The 15,756-nt window shown below is 31.5% G+C and carries 18 protein-coding genes and 1 riboswitch; of the genes, 3 read left to right on the top strand and 15 right to left on the bottom strand.

The window, feature by feature from the left end; translation table 11 throughout:
* Window positions 1–72: 72 nt before the first annotated feature.
* A complete protein-coding gene (locus HXZ74_RS05870; protein WP_280049774.1) occupies window positions 73–1,047 on the top strand; it encodes a tetratricopeptide repeat protein in 975 nt (324 codons plus the stop codon).
* Between the two features lie 50 nt (window positions 1,048–1,097).
* Here the strand turns inward: HXZ74_RS05870 and HXZ74_RS05875 are convergent, their stop codons facing one another.
* Both HXZ74_RS05875 and menA read right to left on the bottom strand, forming a co-directional pair.
* Window positions 1,098–1,778 carry a metal-dependent hydrolase gene (locus tag HXZ74_RS05875; RefSeq protein ID WP_280061679.1) on the bottom strand — a complete coding sequence of 227 codons (681 nt, stop codon included), beginning with the start codon at window positions 1,776–1,778 and terminating at the stop codon, window positions 1,098–1,100.
* A 17-nt stretch (window positions 1,779–1,795) separates the two neighbouring features.
* Window positions 1,796–2,722 (bottom strand): 1,4-dihydroxy-2-naphthoate octaprenyltransferase, encoded by a 927-nt coding sequence (menA, locus tag HXZ74_RS05880; protein WP_286474287.1) that lies wholly within the window; start codon window positions 2,720–2,722, stop codon window positions 1,796–1,798.
* Between the two features lie 88 nt (window positions 2,723–2,810).
* On the opposite strand from menA, the gene HXZ74_RS05885 reads away from it, so the two are divergent.
* Window positions 2,811–3,656 (top strand): glycoside hydrolase family 25 protein, encoded by an 846-nt coding sequence (locus tag HXZ74_RS05885; protein ID WP_286474290.1) that lies wholly within the window; start codon window positions 2,811–2,813, stop codon window positions 3,654–3,656.
* Here HXZ74_RS05885 and HXZ74_RS05890 read toward each other — a convergent pair.
* The 3 genes from HXZ74_RS05890 to ribB form a co-directional block, all read right to left on the bottom strand.
* Window positions 3,653–4,333 carry a hypothetical protein gene (locus tag HXZ74_RS05890; RefSeq protein ID WP_286474292.1) on the bottom strand — a complete coding sequence of 227 codons (681 nt, stop codon included), beginning with the start codon at window positions 4,331–4,333 and terminating at the stop codon, window positions 3,653–3,655. The genes HXZ74_RS05885 and HXZ74_RS05890 overlap by 4 nt on opposite strands.
* 92 nt (window positions 4,334–4,425) lie before the next feature.
* Entirely contained in the window at window positions 4,426–5,679 is a 1,254-nt protein-coding gene (locus HXZ74_RS05895) for an MFS transporter (RefSeq protein ID WP_286474294.1), read from the bottom strand.
* 151 nt (window positions 5,680–5,830) lie between these two features.
* Window positions 5,831–6,493 carry a 3,4-dihydroxy-2-butanone-4-phosphate synthase gene (gene ribB, locus HXZ74_RS05900; RefSeq protein WP_286474295.1) on the bottom strand — a complete coding sequence of 221 codons (663 nt, stop codon included), beginning with the start codon at window positions 6,491–6,493 and terminating at the stop codon, window positions 5,831–5,833.
* 130 nt (window positions 6,494–6,623) lie between these two features.
* Window positions 6,624–6,751: riboswitch (FMN riboswitch) on the bottom strand.
* Between the two features lie 148 nt (window positions 6,752–6,899).
* Between ribB and HXZ74_RS05905 the strand changes: the two genes are divergently transcribed.
* Window positions 6,900–7,103 carry a hypothetical protein gene (locus HXZ74_RS05905; RefSeq protein ID WP_286474297.1) on the top strand — a complete coding sequence of 68 codons (204 nt, stop codon included), beginning with the start codon at window positions 6,900–6,902 and terminating at the stop codon, window positions 7,101–7,103.
* Window positions 7,104–7,106: 3 nt separating this feature from the next.
* On the opposite strand, the gene HXZ74_RS05910 is transcribed toward HXZ74_RS05905, so the two are convergent.
* The 10 genes from HXZ74_RS05910 to HXZ74_RS05955 all read right to left on the bottom strand — a co-directional run bounded on the left by HXZ74_RS05910 (window position 7,107) and on the right by HXZ74_RS05955 (window position 15,699).
* Entirely contained in the window at window positions 7,107–7,730 is a 624-nt protein-coding gene (locus HXZ74_RS05910) for an SGNH/GDSL hydrolase family protein (protein WP_286474299.1), read from the bottom strand.
* Between the two features lie 2 nt (window positions 7,731–7,732).
* On the bottom strand, window positions 7,733–9,142 hold the full coding sequence (locus HXZ74_RS05915) for a radical SAM protein (RefSeq protein ID WP_180904794.1): 1,410 nt from the start codon (window positions 9,140–9,142) through the stop codon (window positions 7,733–7,735).
* 269 nt (window positions 9,143–9,411) lie between these two features.
* On the bottom strand, window positions 9,412–9,645 hold the full coding sequence (locus tag HXZ74_RS05920) for a hypothetical protein (RefSeq protein WP_180904795.1): 234 nt from the start codon (window positions 9,643–9,645) through the stop codon (window positions 9,412–9,414).
* A complete protein-coding gene (locus HXZ74_RS05925; protein WP_286474302.1) occupies window positions 9,642–10,397 on the bottom strand; it encodes a prolipoprotein diacylglyceryl transferase in 756 nt (251 codons plus the stop codon). Before HXZ74_RS05925 ends, HXZ74_RS05920 begins: the two co-directional genes overlap by 4 nt.
* Before the next feature lie 94 nt (window positions 10,398–10,491).
* Window positions 10,492–11,325 (bottom strand): 1,4-dihydroxy-2-naphthoyl-CoA synthase, encoded by an 834-nt coding sequence (locus HXZ74_RS05930; protein ID WP_114999699.1) that lies wholly within the window; start codon window positions 11,323–11,325, stop codon window positions 10,492–10,494.
* A gap of 94 nt (window positions 11,326–11,419) precedes the next feature.
* A complete protein-coding gene (locus HXZ74_RS05935) occupies window positions 11,420–12,442 on the bottom strand; it encodes an isochorismate synthase (protein WP_286474305.1) in 1,023 nt (340 codons plus the stop codon).
* Window positions 12,435–12,857 carry a PaaI family thioesterase gene (locus tag HXZ74_RS05940; RefSeq protein WP_180904798.1) on the bottom strand — a complete coding sequence of 141 codons (423 nt, stop codon included), beginning with the start codon at window positions 12,855–12,857 and terminating at the stop codon, window positions 12,435–12,437. The genes HXZ74_RS05935 and HXZ74_RS05940 overlap by 8 nt, the downstream gene beginning before the upstream one ends.
* Before the next feature lie 3 nt (window positions 12,858–12,860).
* Window positions 12,861–13,421 (bottom strand): 1-acyl-sn-glycerol-3-phosphate acyltransferase, encoded by a 561-nt coding sequence (locus tag HXZ74_RS05945; RefSeq protein ID WP_286474307.1) that lies wholly within the window; start codon window positions 13,419–13,421, stop codon window positions 12,861–12,863.
* A gap of 147 nt (window positions 13,422–13,568) precedes the next feature.
* A complete protein-coding gene (locus HXZ74_RS05950) occupies window positions 13,569–15,365 on the bottom strand; it encodes a PspC domain-containing protein (RefSeq protein WP_038332241.1) in 1,797 nt (598 codons plus the stop codon).
* Window positions 15,358–15,699, bottom strand: coding sequence for a PadR family transcriptional regulator (locus HXZ74_RS05955; RefSeq protein WP_038332243.1), 342 nt, complete (start codon window positions 15,697–15,699; stop codon window positions 15,358–15,360). Before HXZ74_RS05955 ends, HXZ74_RS05950 begins: the two co-directional genes overlap by 8 nt.
* Window positions 15,700–15,756 lie beyond the last annotated feature (57 nt).

Below are 15,756 nucleotides of genomic sequence, written 5' to 3' on the forward strand. Positions count from 1 at the left end.
AGGATTTAGAATCGTATTATTTTACCACTGAATCGATTAAATTGTATATTTATCTAAACATTAATACTCATTATGAATAAATTTTACATTTTAATTATAAGTTTAATCTCTGCAAGCAATGTTATTGCACAAGAAAAAAAATCGGATTTTGATAAATTTAAGGCAAATGCTGTTAAAAATAGTTGCGAATGTTTTCATAAAATAGAACAAAACCAATTATATAATCGAAAAGAGCTTTATGACAAAATCAAATCTTGTATTGATGAAGAAGTGCTGGCTTTTCAGATGATTGATAAATTAAGTGCTATTCCAATTGAAACAAACGAGAAAAAGAAAAAGGATAAAAAAGAAATCAAAATTAATATTGATACAAACGAAAAAAGTGGAGAATATCTAAAATATTACAGAGCAATCGAGTCAGATTTATTCGATAATTGCGATAATTTTAGAGATATTATCGCTTCAAGTGAAATTGGATTAGAAAATGAAATTCCTTCTGAAAATAGAAAAGCTTTGGATTATTATTCTGAAGGTTTGAAAGCTGTAAAGGAAAGTAATTGGAAATCTGCAGCAGAATTTTTTGCAAATGCGGTTAAAGAAGATCCGAAGTTTTATTATGCGTGGGATAATCTTGGGGTAAATTTGAGAAGATTGGAACGATATGATGAGGCAATAGAAGCTTATCAAAAATCTTTGCAAATCAATCCTTATGGCGCTATGCCATTACAAAATATTGCAGTGGCTTATATACATCAAAAAAATTATACTGCGGCAATAGAAGCCTATGAAAAGTTTGCAGATATTTATCCAAACAATCCTGAAACTTTTTACGGTTTAGGTCATTTGTATATCGTTGATCTTAAAGAATATGAAAAAGGGTTAGATTACATGTGCAAAGCTTATAATAAATACATTGAGAATAATTCGCCATACAGATCGGATGCAGAAACGGTAATTTCGGTTGCATATCAAGCGATGAAAAAGAATAATCAAGAAGAAAAATTTATGGAAATTTTGAAAAAAAATAATATTCACATTGGAGAATAATAAAAAAAGCTCGAGATAATCTCGAGCTTTTATATGTTGGAAAGAATTTATTAAACTGTTAAATCTTCACCAATTTCTAATAAAATCAATTGAATATGGCGCGAAAAGAAAATAGATTTTGCTTCTGCTTTATCAATTTTAATTGGCGGAAATGTATCGTAATGATAACCCAAAACCTTAGTTGCTTGTACATATTCTGCCGCAATAGAAGCACTTTTTGCACCCATCGTAAAGTTATCTCCGATTGGTAAAATTGCTAAATCAAGTTGTCCAATTGTATCTGGGATCAACTTCATTTCATAGGTTAAAGCTGTATCTCCAGCGATGTAAACACGTTTTCCTTCGCTTTCGATAATGTAACCATTCGGATCTCCTCCATACGTTCCATCAGCAAATGAACTCGAATGAAATGCAATCGTCGATTGAATCGAACCAAAATCAAAACTAAATTTACCGCCCGTATTCATTCCGTGTGCTTTCAAACCTCTTTCCGAATAATAAGAAGCAATTTCTGCATTCGAAATAATCAAAGCTCCTGTACGTTTTGCCAATTCTTCCACATCATACACATGATCTTGATGCGCATGAGTAATGACAATATAATCTGCTTTTAAAGTTTCAAAATCGATATTTTTTGCTAATTCATTTGGTGTAATAAATGGATCAACAACAATGTGTTTGCCGTTTGCTTCAATCGCAAGCGAGGCATGTCCTAAGTATTGAATTTTCATTATATATTTTTTTGTGATTAACGAATTAAAGTATCAATAAAATCGAAACCGATTAAGCTATATCCCAACAATACAGCGAAAAATAGAGCTAACATTGCTACTTGTTTCAAGAATGGATCGAAATCTTTTGGATCTTTTACTGCAAAAATTTGACGACGAATGGCGTTTGCAAAAAAGATTAAAATTAAAAATACAAAACCAGATAATTTACCTTGTTTAAGTGGTGACATCGTTACATATAATGCGCTTAATGCGAACGGAATCGTCATTAAAGCCATTTGATAATATTTACTTTTTTGAAAACCTAATTTTGATGCAACCGTAATTTTATTGTTTTTGACATCATTTTTCACATCTCGCATATTGTTCAAATTTAACACTGCTACACTCCAACATCCCATCGAAGCTGCAGGTAATAAAATTTGCCATTGAAAAACTTTAGAATATAAAAATTCTCCACCTGCAACTGCTAAAATTCCAAAGAATAAGAACACAAAAATATCTCCTAAACCAATATATCCGTATGGTTTTTTACCCATTGTATAAGCCATTGCTGCAAAAATAGACGCAACACCCAAACCAAGAAAAATGTAAATGTATTTCATATCATTTGGATAAAAAGATACATACAACAATGCTACAACGCAAGCTAAAGAAATCGCAACCATAATTCCGATGGCAACTTTCATTTGGTTTTGTGTAATCAGTCCAGATGCAACAGCACGCTGTTCTCCTACTCTATTTGCGTCTGTTCCTTTTACCGCATCGCCATAATCGTTCGCGAAATTTGATAAAATTTGGAAAGCCAAAGTTGTTAAAAGTGATAAGAAAAATATATCATTTCGAAAGATTCCTTCTGATTTTGCAATAAATCCAGCCAATAATAATCCACTCAAAGAAAGTGGTAATGTGCGAAGCCTTGCGGCTAATATCCATTTTTTCATACTGAACAAAGATAATGAAGATTTTACTTTTTTTATCATCGAAAATTGAAGTAATATTGCATAGAATTTATCTATTTCAACTACTAAAATGCCTCGTAAAAAGAAAACACAACAATCTATTTTTAATACATTAAAAAAAATCAAACTTTCGACTTATGTAATTAGTTTGCTGATTTTGTGCGTTGTTTATTTTGCGTATCGTTATCGCCATGGTATTCATTACTATTTTTCGGTTGTAGAAAAATCGTTGAAAGGCGAAAAATTGGTTGATGATAAAGTCACAAAATTTGATATCCGAAATATTGAGGTGATGGATAAATATTATCTCAAAACTTTTGGTGTTGATGTTTCGCATTATCAAGGAAAAATTGATTGGACGAAAATGCATACGATTTACAATTTGTATCCGATAAATTTTGCTTTTATCCGTTCTACAATGGGAACTTCGTCTATTGATGAGACTTTTGAGGATAATTGGGAAGGTGCAAAAGAAAATAATATTTTACGTGGTGCTTATCATTTTTATCGTCCAGACGAAAATTCGACTTTACAAGCACAAAATTTTATTGCAAAAGTAAAATTAGAAAATGGCGATTTGCCTCCAGTTTTGGATATTGAAACCTTGCCGAAAACACAATCTATGGATCGTTTGGTGGAAGGAATCAAGAATTGGTGCAAAATTGTTGAAGAGCATTACGATATCAAGCCGATTATTTATACGTCGGACAAATATTTCGAAGATTATTTACAAAACCATTTTGATGGTTACATTATTTGGATTGCCAATTACAATTTTTGGGTGCAAGAAATGAAAGGTCATTGGGATTTTTGGCAATTTACCGAAAAAGCAACCATAGATGGCGTAAAACGTTATAAAGTTGATGTGAATATCTACAACGGAACCATTGATGATTTGGAAGGATTGACGCTTTAGTTTTCTGGATAAAACTTCTTATAATCCTCGTGATAAGCGCTATCCCAATTTACTTTAGAAAAATCTTCGGAAGTATTATTGAATTTCGCATCGGCTACCAAACGTTCGCGCGTTGAAAGCGGACGAAAAACATATCTAAAATCTGTATTGATCAAATATTTTCTTAATTTTTGAAGCTCTTTGCTTTTAATTGAATCTTTATTTATTCCTATAATAATAGATTTTGGAATTCTTTTATCTTTTTCAGTTTTCTGTTCTATTCTTTTAATAAAATCAATTATTGTATCTGATTTTATTAGAATTAGATCTTTCTTTTTAACTTTAAATTCTTCATAAATTTCTTTATTCCTTTCAGCTTGAAAAGAAGGAGTTCCACAAAAATCATCATAAGGAAACTCATTATTATAATAGTAGATTAAAGTATCATTATAAAATATAAATTGATCTTCAGCAAAATCAAAAGGAGGTTCTGGCATTAAAGAATCTTTACTATAATAATCATTTAAAGCTTTGTTATACTTTCTATAAGAAAACGAAGAATCTGCATTCATTCCCATTGCTAAAATCTTTTGATGAATAGAATCTTGACGCAATTTATCGCGTTCATCTTGCGATAATTCTCGCTTACAACTCAACAAAACAAATCCTAAAAGTAAAAAGTAAACAATAGATTTCATTGATAATTATTTTCTTAAAGATAACAAAAAAGCGAATCAATTGATCCGCTTTCCTTTATTTTAAAACCTTTACTTCTTTTTATATGAATATTTTATTCTAAAGTTACTTTTCGAATAGGTTTGATGAAAAATGCAATTAAAATTACGGTTAAAATTGTCATCGTTCCGCCAAAAATAATTCCAGGAACTAACCCTAAAAATGTTGCAGCAATTCCACTTTCTAAAGCTCCTAATTCGTTAGAAGAACTCACAAATATTGAATTAACAGATGAAACACGACCTTTCAAATTTTCGGGCGTTTTGATTTGTAAAATACTTTGACGAATTACCATCGAAATTGCATCAAAAGCTCCTCCAAACATCAAAATCACAAAACATAAATACAGATTTTGACTAAATCCAAAAGAAATAATACAAACTCCAAACATTGCGACTGCTCCCAATAATTTTGGTCCAACATTTCCTTTCAATAAACTTGGAATCATCGACAAGAAAAACATCATTATAATCGATCCAATTCCATGTGCTGAACGTAATAATCCAAAAGCTTCAGAACCTTGATTCAGTACTTTTTCTACAAAAGCTGGCAACAACGATTCTGCTCCACCAAAGAAAACCGCAAACATATCCAAACTCAAAACAGCTAAGATAATTGGTGTTCCCCATATAAATCTCAATCCTTCTTTGATACGTGTCATTGGCGATTCTGTTGATTCTGATTCAGATATTTCTGCTGGTTTTTTAGAGATCAACAATATCATCACCATCGAAATACACATAATTATAAAAGCGGTTATCAAAGCAGCTTCAATACCAAATTTTGCTAAAATAACTCCTCCTGCCAAAGGCCCTAAAACTGATCCAATCATAAATGCAGACGAAGAAACTGGAATTGCTTTTGTATAGTTTTCTTTACGGACAACTAAAGCTAAAAGTGCAAATAAAGCTGGACCACTAAAAGATCTTGTCAATCCTAAAATAAAAAATGCGAAATAACAAATACCCAAATAAACAGGAATTCCGATTGCTTGCCGAACTGATGGAAAATTAACAATCATCAACACAAAAGAAGCGGTCATAAAACAACCAATACTTCGAACTAAAATCATCCTTTTATCCAATTTATCAACCAATTGTCCTGCATAAAAAGCAGTTAAAAGAATTGGTAAAAACTCGGCTAAACCAATTAATCCAAGAAAAATTTCTTTCTGAGTGACTTTAAAAATTTCGTACGCAACAGATGTACTCTGAATAAATAAAGCAAAGATTAAGGAAAACCTTAAAAATATGAATGGAATAAATTCTTTATTTTTCCAAACGGATGGAACTTTCTCCTCTGATGTCATTTTGAATTTGAATTTTAAGTGTTTAAATGTACATTGATTTTATTCAAAACCCACTTGATTTGAGTTAATAAATTTGTATAAAATCAAAAAAAATCTTCGCGTATTTCTACCGAAGATTTTTGAAAGTTTATGATGTATTTTATTGTTTAATTTAAGCGAATTCTAATTGTTTTTTCTCCTCTAATTGCAGACGATATTCGTAAATATCTTCAATTGTTAAAACAGTCATTTCATGTTTTTCGGCAAAATCTATAATTTGCGGAACTTTCGCCATTGTACCATCAACATTTGTCAATTCGCACAAAACTGCCTCATTTCCCAAACCTGCCAATTTCACAATATCAATGCTTCCTTCTGTATGTCCACGTCGCTCCATAACGCCTTTTGGACGAGCAATTAAAGGAAAAACATGTCCGGGACGATTAAGATCAGTCGGTTTTGCTTGAGGATGAATTGCCGTTTTTATCGTTTGTACACGATCCGCAGCAGAAACACCAGTTGTTACACCTTCTTTTGCCTCAATCGTAACTGTAAATGCCGTATGAAAGCGCGAATTGTTGTTCTCAACCATCGGATTTAGCTCCAATTCGTTTGCTTTTTCTTGCGAAATACACAGACAAACAATTCCACTACATTCGCGAATCATCAAAGCCATATCTGATGCTTTAATGGTGGAAGCAGGAAAAATGATATCACCTTCGTTTTCGCGATTTTCATCATCAATTAATAAAATTCCTTTTCCGTTTTGTAGATCTTTAATTGCATTTGCAATTCTTTCGTTGGTTGTTGAGCCAAATTGTGTGATTGTTTTCATTTGATTTTTGTTTTTATCATGAAACATCACTTCAGGGCGAAACACGCGTTTGTCATTCTGAATTCATTTCAGAATCACATCATATATAGAATGCGACACTGAAACAAGTTCAGTGTGACAAGTTGTGTTCAATTTTCTTCTCTCATCCAGACTATACTGTCGGTTTTGGAGTTTCACCAAATCAGTCCCATAACAAAGTTAAAGGAGTCGCGGACTATAACCGCCGGTAAGGAATTTCGCCTTGCCCCGAAGAAAATTTCGTTTGTTAATACTAATTTTTTATTTGAAAAATTACCATAAACTTTCACGAACAAAGTTACAAAACCAAAATGAGTTATTTATAATGAATAAAGATTATTTTGTTTGCTATCAATTAAAATCATATCTTTATTAAAATACTAATTAAATGAAAAACAAAGCATTAAAAACAATTCTAAAATTTAGTTATTACGCTTTATGCGGATATTTAGTTGGGTTATTAATTTCTTATATCTCACCAACAGGAACAAGCCAAAACGCGCCAACTACTTGTTTATTTGGGTCGATTTCATTTCTATTTTTTAAAGATTATTTGATTCCATATTATAGAAGTCAAATTCAACAAAAATAGATTTTACAAATATTTTTCAACAATCGGTTTGATTTGATTTGCGATAAATTGATATCCTTTTTCATTTGGATGAATACCGTCTTTTGAAAGAAATTCTTCTTTAGTTAGATTAAAACGTGAGAAAATATCAATAAATTCTATTTGATTTTGAAGCGCTAAATCTTTTAACTTTTGATTGAATAATTCAATTTTCTGAGTTGTACGAAATTTACGTTCAGGAACTTTTATTCCATCAACCGTTTTAGAAATTGGTAAAATACTTACCACATAAATGTTAGCTGTAAATTCCTTAGCTTGAGAAATTACTTCAAAAAGATTAGATTCGAAATTAGCGAGTGAAACCAATTCTACATCATTTTTTTCGGCCAAATCATTTGCACCATAAAAAAAGAAAATTAGATTTTCATCAGGAGAAAGACGTGCTTTTATCTCAATTTCAAATCGTTTTATTAACCCTTCTGTTGTCTCACCTCCTATTCCGAGATTAAAACAATTGACTTCATTTGCATTGTTGTTATAAAATTCTGCATGACAATAACGTTTCAAAATTTCTACATAACCTCCCAAAATTCCGTCATATTCGCCGTAGGTAATACTATCACCAAAAAATAAGCAGTTTGTCATCATCACTAAAACAATACTTTATCCTCTTTTCTCAACTCTTCTAAATAAGCAGCTTTTTCGTCGCGATAAAATAAATTCATTGTTTCGAATGGAATTAATTTCAAATCTTTGTTGACGATATGTACGCAAGATTTTTTAACAGCGCGAACATCAAAATCATGTGCATCCATAAAATTCATAATGATTATTCGGAACAAATTATCGTAATCTAAATCCAATTCGGGCGCACAAACTTCTGGTAAACAACAAAGTAATTGATTCACTTTTGGTTGCACTTTATCAACCGAAATTCCTGTACTAAAAATGTCTAATAATTGTACTTTCAATTGTTCATCTTGTTCGTAGACAATTGTATTTTTCGATTCGTTATTCAACAAATCCGCAGGATTAATATAACGTGTAAGCGGAATTACCTCATCATTCAATTTCAGCATATAACCCATCGCCAAAGCATCTGGATTACATGGAACTGGAATAATATCATCTGAATTAAAAAGTGGATATTGATCAATAATTTCTTGACGAACTTCTGTCAATGTAATTTTTTCGTGAGCCGAATCATCTCTATTTCTTCCCGCAATTTCGACAGGTTGAAACGTCACGCCACGCACACATTTTTGTTTAAGCGCAAAATCAATAATCTTCCCTATTTCATCAATATTTTTATCTTTTTGCAACACAACAACCAAAGTTGTAGAAAGATTTAATTCATTCAATTTTTCTAAAGCTTTCATTCGAACATCTGTCAAATCTTTTCCTCGAAAATCTTCTAAAACTTCTTTTTTGAATGAATCAAATTGCAGATAAATTTCAAATTCAGGCGCATAAGTTGCTAATTTTTCGGCAAAACCAGGATCATTTGCAATTCTAATTCCGTTTGTATTCAACATCAAATGTTTAATCGGTTTTGATTTGGCAATTTCCATAATCTCAAAAAACTGCGGATGAATTGTTGGCTCACCGCCACTAATTTGCACCACATCTGGCTCGCCTTCATTTTTTACAATTGTATCAAACATTGCTTCAATCTGCTCCAAACTACGATGAGAACCGTAATGTGGCGACGACATGGCGTAACAAGTTGGACATGTTAAATTGCATCGATCTGTCACCTCAACAATTGATAAACACGAATGTTGCTCGTGATCGACACACAAACCGCAATCGTACGGACAACCATATTCGACATCCGTCCCAAAATGCAAAGGCATTTCCGAAGCTTTGTTATAATTTCTGATGTTTTTGTAATAATCGACATCAGTTGCAATTTTTGTTTTGAAGAAACCGTGATCTGGACAACGTTTTGTCATAAAAACATTTTCGTCTTCAATGATAATTTTTGCACCAACTCGTTTCAAACATTCTGGACAAAGACTTATTGTATAATCGTAATAGGTATAATTTCTAACCGGCATAGTATGAATTTGAAAACATGAAATCTTTTATAACAAAAAATAAAATAGTTGATATCAAGATGATTAAACTAATAAATAATATAAAAAATAATACTATTAATCGTTTTCGATTAACATTTTTCTGAATTAATTTATAAATTAAAGTAATAAAACTTGAGCCTATAAAAGCTATAAGAATTACAGCTAATACAGCAAGAAAAAAAATAAACTCTATAGTTCCTTCACTTATAAAATTTTGTAAAAAAATAACTGCTAACATTGGCTAAGATTTACATTGAACCACAAACCATTCCCGAAATAATAAGTGTTATCAAAGCACACATTCCGAAAACCATTAAATAATATTTTGTTTCTTTTTTATGTCCAGAAATTGAGTTAATAATTAGTGAAATTAATGTACCAACAGCACCACCAATAATCGCAATCACTAACAAAATCGCAATGATAATATAAATAAAATCACTTCCAAGACCGCCTTCTGCAAAAATAACTGCGTAGATCATTTTATGTATTTAGGTTTAGTTTGTAATAACTTAAAGATATAATAAATTATGACACAAACGCATGTTAATTGTATAGAACTTAAACCTAAAAATAATGGATGAATTGGTTTGATAAAATCTAAACAAAAACGAAATAAAAAATAAGCCAACATAAAGATTTGAAACAAATATCCAGAAGGATAAATATATTTTTCCTGAATAATCTTCAAAACTATCCAAAGCAAAAGAAGGTAAACAATTTCGTACAAAGCAACAGGATGACGCATCAATCCATCGCCTAAATTCATTCCAAAAATTGAAGTTGTTTCTATTCCATACGTTTGTTCGTAAACACCTGTTAAAAAGCACCCGATTCGACCAATTATCATCGCTAAAATTAATGGAAAAACAATCAAATCGCCTGTACTTTCTTTGTGACCAATTATTTTTTTTGTTAACTCAACACCAATTAAACCAAGGGTCAATCCTCCTACAATTGTATTACTTGTCCAGAAAAAGAGAAATTGATTTTCTGCATCCAAAAAAGCTTGAGGATTTTCTAATGTTCCAATTATTTTGGATCCCAAAAGTGCACCAACTAAAGCGCCAATAATAATACCGAAAGATTGAATTGTAGACAAACTTGATTTGTTACGTTTTCGAAGAAATGCATAATAACGCATCGCAATAAAAATTCCGACCGATTCGAGAATAGGATGAATTAAGACCGAATGTCCAAAAATTTCGATGGATACAGGAAAATCTATTGTCACAAATTAATTAGGTTTTGAGTAAAAGTAATTGATTTTATAGAAATAAAAAAAGCGATGTTGAACATCGCTTTTCGTTTATATTTTGAAAATTTTCTTATCTAAATTTAGAAAAATCTCTTGGACGTTTTTCTAAGAATGCATTACGACCTTCTACAGCTTCTTCTGTTCCGTATGCAAAACGTGTTGTTTCTCCTGCAAAAATTTGTTGTCCAACTAAACCATCGTCCACTAAATTGAATGCATATTTCAACATTTTAATTGCCGTTGGCGATTTTGTTAAAATCTCTTGTGCCCAATCAAAAGCAACTTGTTCTAACTCATCATGTGGAACAACTAAATTAACCATTCCCATATCGTAAGCCTCTTGTGCAGAGTAATTCAATCCTAAGAAAAAGATTTCGCGCGCACGTTTTTGACCAACTTGTTTAGCCAAATAAGCCGAACCGTAACCACCATCAAATGAAGCTACATCAGCATCAGTTTGTTTGAAGATTGCGTGCTCTTTGGAAGCTAATGTCATATCACAAACCACGTGCAAAGAATGTCCTCCACCTACTGCCCAACCGTTTACCACAGCTACAACAACTTTAGTCGAAAAACGAATCAAACGCTGAACTTCTAAAATATTCAAACGTCCAACACCATCTTGTCCTTCATAACCTTTTGCACCACGAACTCGTTGATCTCCTCCAGAACAGAAAGCCCAACCACCGTCTTTTGCAGATGGTCCTTCTCCTGTCAATAAAATTACACCAACTTCACGGTCTTCTTCTGCTAATTGAAAAGCATCTAATAATTCGAAAACAGTTTTCGGACGAAATGCATTACGAACTTCAGGACGATTAAATGCAATACGCATTACACCATCACATTTCTTGAACGTGATATCTTCGTACTCCTTTACCGTTTGCCAATTGATTGTTGCCATTATATATTTTGTTTTTTGATTAAAAATTTAACTTTTCGAAATTAAGGCTTTTCTATTAATTAAGAATAAAGTTAATAAAACTATAGGTTATTTTTTAATTTGATTTCACCAACAACTCTCCTATTGTTTTTGATTTCAATTCTGTTTCTCGCCATTCATTTTCCGGAATAGAATCAGGCATTATACCTCCTCCAACATATAAATTAACTTTATTCGAAAAGATTTTCGCACATCGAAGATTCACAAAATACTCTGATTCTGTTTTATTTTGAAAACCCATAAAACCTGCATAAAAAGTACGATCATATCCTTCATTTTTTAGAATAAAATCTTTTGATAAATCTTTTGGCATTCCTCCTACAGCAGGTGTTGGATGCAAGGCTTTCAACAAATCATACAGTTGTGATTTATCTTTTAATTGAGCTGAAATAAATGATTTCAAATGTTCAAAAAAACCAGCATTTACAGAAAATGGACCATCAACATCGATGTAAGATGTATAAGGTTCTAAAGTTGACGAAATATAATCGGTTACCACTTGTTGTTCGTGATATTCTTTCTCTGTCCATTCATCTTCTTTTGCTTTTGTTCCAGCCAAAGAAACAGTTTGTATAAATTGGTTATTTTCTTTCAATAAAAGTTCTGGCGAAGCTCCAATCCAACAACCTTCTTCTGCATCAAATCGCAAATACACATAGGCATTTGGATAATGTTGATGTAAATTTTTGAAAGTTTCAACTAAATTAATATTCGTTTCTGGAAGTGAATTGATTCGACTAATTACAATTTTTTTAGTTGGTGAATCACTTTGTAATTCTTGAACTGTTTTTTGAATTAAATCAATATAATTTTCATACGAAATAGCTTCATTTTGATCAGATTCTGGTAGAGAAAGTTCGAAATTTGGTAATTCATCAATCGAAATTTCTATAACCTCATCATCATTAAATTCAACCAATTTTGTATTATCGAAACTATTACAAATAAACTTATTATCCGATTCAGAATCTTTATTTTCCCACAACTCCACTTGTGTAGAATTTGGTTTTCTAAAAAGAAGAAATTGTTTTTGATTCTGAATTAATCTTTCAAGTTTATCTTGAAATTTTTTAAACATGTTTTTTAGAAATAATGGCGTTTGTTAAATGTGTATAACAGATTAATTTATCGTTTTCATCTTTGATTTCGATCTTAATCAAATGCGAAGTACGACCTTGTTTTACAACTGTTGCATGCCCAAAAATTATTCCTTCCTTCTTTGGACGAAGATGATTTGCGTCAACATGTTGACCAACCGCCACAAAATCATCAGAATTTAGAATAACATTAGACAAAGTACTTCCCAACGTTTCTGCCAAAACGATAGAAGCGCCGCCGTGCAACAAACCAAAAGGCTGATGAACTTTAGGTGTTACAGGCATTTTTCCTGATAAAAAATCTTCTCCAACTGCCGTAAATTCTATATCTAAAGTTTCAAGTAATGTATTTTTCGACATTTCGTTGAACTTCTGTAAAATATCTTGTTCGTTCATGATTTAATGTATTTTTGGGTTATAAAGTGCTGGATGTTTCGCCGTAACATCTTTGTAAAAATCTTGAATTTCATCCATCACATCTTCTAAAGTTCTGTTTTCTGTATCCACAATTTTTGAAATTCCAGCTCGTTTTTTCTTGAAATCACAATAAGCCAAAACAATCGGAACATCTGCTTTTTGTGCGATATAGAAAAATCCATTTTTCCATTTTTCTGCACGAGAACGTGTTCCTTCTGGTGTATTGATTAAATATAATTTATCTGATTTTTTTAAAATATCTGAAGCAAAATCAACCATATTATGTCGTTGTGAACGATCAATTCCGATTCCGCCCATTTTCTTGATAAAATATCCATACCAAGGCTTTGTCCAAGCATCTTTGATAAACATTTTCATTGGAATTCCCATTTGCCAAAAAGCCAAAATAGTGTAGTAAAAATCCCAATTGGAAGTGTGCGGAGCGCAAACCAAAACGCATTTATCTACTTTCGATAAATCGAGATGATTATCTAATTTCCAACCACCTAATGAGTACAAAAGTTTACCTAAAAATTTTTTCATAAAATGATGCTTTATGCATTTGCAAACATACAAAACTCGAAACGGATATTAGTCAAAGTAACCAAAAATAAAAAGAGACATTCCGAAATGAAATGTCTCTTTTTGAATATTATTAATTAAAATACTTCTTAAGTCTATGCAAAGAAATCAACGATTATTTGAATGATTTCTGTAGTTAATGTTAATAGAATCTGTATCATCTTTATAGTGTATTTCTTGGTTTGATTTTTCTTTTTTGTTTTCAGTTCTTGGTAAATTTAGTCCTACTGAACCGTCTTTACTTTCGACACGAATACCATTTTTATCAATTCTAACTCTCGCCGAATCGTTTCCGTCATTTACATTTATGTTTAGATCCTCTGAATCAAGATTGATATCGTCCTCAGAATCTGAATCTTTTTGACAATTCAAACATACGAATTTTTTTCCATTATATCCAAAATAATTGTTATTCACATCGTTAATATAATCTGTATCATATTGTCCAGAACGCAGATTTACTGAGTTAGATTTTTTAACAAATACTACTTTATTTTTAGGAACATAAATTTTGATATCAACTGTTTGCTCTCTAAACTTACCATCTTTAGGAATTTTAACGAAATTATCTAAATTTAACTTGTTTCCATTCAATTGATAATTGTATTTAATCGACTCTAAATTACGCTTCGCTTCTTCCTTGCTTCCTCCTTTTGATGAGTAACGAATTTCTAAATGAATGTTATTATCATTGCTTTCTTCGATATCAAAAGTTTTATAAATCGGAATAACTAAATTTCCATTTTCATCAATCAATTGTTCTAATTTATTAAAACCGCTGTATTTGTAATTACCGTCTTCGTTATTTACAAATTGAATTTGAAGTGTATCTGATGGAATATTTAAAATTTTATCCTCAGTCATTTCAACATTACTTCTAAATTTACTTGCTGTACTTACCGAAATTCCAATGATTGCAAATAATGCAACAAACCAAAGAGCGATTGATCCAAAGATAACTGCTTTGCTTACTTTAACTTTATTCCAGAAACATTTTACACCTAAAATTGTCAATAAAACACCTGGAATTACCATTAATATTCCTCCAAATATTTTGGCTGCCATACTCATCCATTCTTCTTCAACAAGGTAACCGAATAATTCTGTTGGCATTTCTGTCCAAGTTGTAAAGAAGAAAAAGAATCCTCCAATGATTAATCCAATTCCTGAACTTAAAATGATAAATCCGATGAACCAAAGTAAAATTCGACCAAAAACGCCAAAGGCTCCACCTAATTTATTACTTAATTCTTTGCTTCCGCTTACTACAGCTTCACTGGCTTGTTCTACGTTTTTTTTTAATGTATCAATGTTTGCTGGTTGTCCGTACATCTGTAACTTCTCTGATGTAGTTTTTGCTTTTGGAACAAAAATTAACAAGATAAAGTAGCAAAACAAAACCAATAAAAATGATACACCAGCTGTGAAAATTCCTAAAATTCCCAGAACTAACCAAATAGAACGTACAAACCAAGGATCTACACCTATGTAATGCGCCAAACCAGAGGACAATCCTGTTACAATTGTATCATCTGGATCGCGGTACAAACGTTTCGCACCAGTTTGTTGTCCTCCATACGATTGATTATTTGACGAATAATTGTACGATGAATTTGTAGACGTTTTTTCGTTCTCTTCATCTTCTTCAACTTTGTATTGATCTGGATGTCCCATCGTAGCAATTACAAAATTGATATCATCTTCGTTTACGACTTCTCTAAATTTTAATCGCTCACGAAATAATTCAGAAATACGGATTTCTACATCTTCAATAATATCTTCTACACCTTCCGTTCCTCTCAACGAAGTTTTTACATCTTGTAAATAGGTCTTTAATTTATTATAGGCGATTTCGTCTAACACGAAAGAAAATCCTCCTATACTTATTGATACTGTTTTATCCATTTTTGTGCGTTTCTGTGGTTACTTTATTCACGGCTTCAATTAACTGTTCCCAAGTTTCAGCTAATTCTTTTAAAAAATTTTCACCTAACTCTGTAAGTGCATAATATTTGCGAGGTGGTCCTGACGTTGATTCTTCCCAGCGATACTGTAAAAGGTCATCATTTTTAAGTCTTGTCAAAAGCGGATATAATGTTCCTTCAACAACAATCATCTCTGCTTTTTTCAATTCGTCTATGATATCAGATGCATACGCATCTCCTTTTTTGATAATGCTGAGAATACAATATTCCAGTACACCTTTTCGCATCTGAACTTTTGTTTTCTCTATATTCATAAGAACGGCTTGTTTTATTTTGTTATACAAATATATATAAAAGTTTTAGTATTATGT

The organism is Empedobacter sp. R750 (genome assembly GCF_030324345.1).
Classification (GTDB): domain Bacteria; phylum Bacteroidota; class Bacteroidia; order Flavobacteriales; family Weeksellaceae; genus Empedobacter; species Empedobacter falsenii_C.

Coding starts and splice junctions, on each gene's coding strand:
- HXZ74_RS05870 (WP_280049774.1), top strand. CDS start 73: ATGAATAAATTTTACATTTTAATTATAAGTTTAATCTCTGCAAGCAAT.
- HXZ74_RS05875 (WP_280061679.1), bottom strand. CDS start 1,778: ATGAAAATTCAATACTTAGGACATGCCTCGCTTGCGATTGAAGCAAAC.
- menA (WP_286474287.1), bottom strand. CDS start 2,722: ATGAAAAAATGGATATTAGCCGCAAGGCTTCGCACATTACCACTTTCT.
- HXZ74_RS05885 (WP_286474290.1), top strand. CDS start 2,811: ATGCCTCGTAAAAAGAAAACACAACAATCTATTTTTAATACATTAAAA.
- HXZ74_RS05890 (WP_286474292.1), bottom strand. CDS start 4,333: ATGAAATCTATTGTTTACTTTTTACTTTTAGGATTTGTTTTGTTGAGT.
- HXZ74_RS05895 (WP_286474294.1), bottom strand. CDS start 5,679: ATGACATCAGAGGAGAAAGTTCCATCCGTTTGGAAAAATAAAGAATTT.
- ribB (WP_286474295.1), bottom strand. CDS start 6,493: ATGAAAACAATCACACAATTTGGCTCAACAACCAACGAAAGAATTGCA.
- HXZ74_RS05905 (WP_286474297.1), top strand. CDS start 6,900: ATGAAAAACAAAGCATTAAAAACAATTCTAAAATTTAGTTATTACGCT.
- HXZ74_RS05910 (WP_286474299.1), bottom strand. CDS start 7,730: ATGATGACAAACTGCTTATTTTTTGGTGATAGTATTACCTACGGCGAA.
- HXZ74_RS05915 (WP_180904794.1), bottom strand. CDS start 9,142: ATGCCGGTTAGAAATTATACCTATTACGATTATACAATAAGTCTTTGT.
- HXZ74_RS05920 (WP_180904795.1), bottom strand. CDS start 9,645: ATGATCTACGCAGTTATTTTTGCAGAAGGCGGTCTTGGAAGTGATTTT.
- HXZ74_RS05930 (WP_114999699.1), bottom strand. CDS start 11,325: ATGGCAACAATCAATTGGCAAACGGTAAAGGAGTACGAAGATATCACG.
- HXZ74_RS05935 (WP_286474305.1), bottom strand. CDS start 12,442: ATGTTTAAAAAATTTCAAGATAAACTTGAAAGATTAATTCAGAATCAA.
- HXZ74_RS05940 (WP_180904798.1), bottom strand. CDS start 12,857: ATGAACGAACAAGATATTTTACAGAAGTTCAACGAAATGTCGAAAAAT.
- HXZ74_RS05945 (WP_286474307.1), bottom strand. CDS start 13,421: ATGAAAAAATTTTTAGGTAAACTTTTGTACTCATTAGGTGGTTGGAAA.
- HXZ74_RS05950 (WP_038332241.1), bottom strand. CDS start 15,365: ATGGATAAAACAGTATCAATAAGTATAGGAGGATTTTCTTTCGTGTTA.
- HXZ74_RS05955 (WP_038332243.1), bottom strand. CDS start 15,699: ATGAATATAGAGAAAACAAAAGTTCAGATGCGAAAAGGTGTACTGGAA.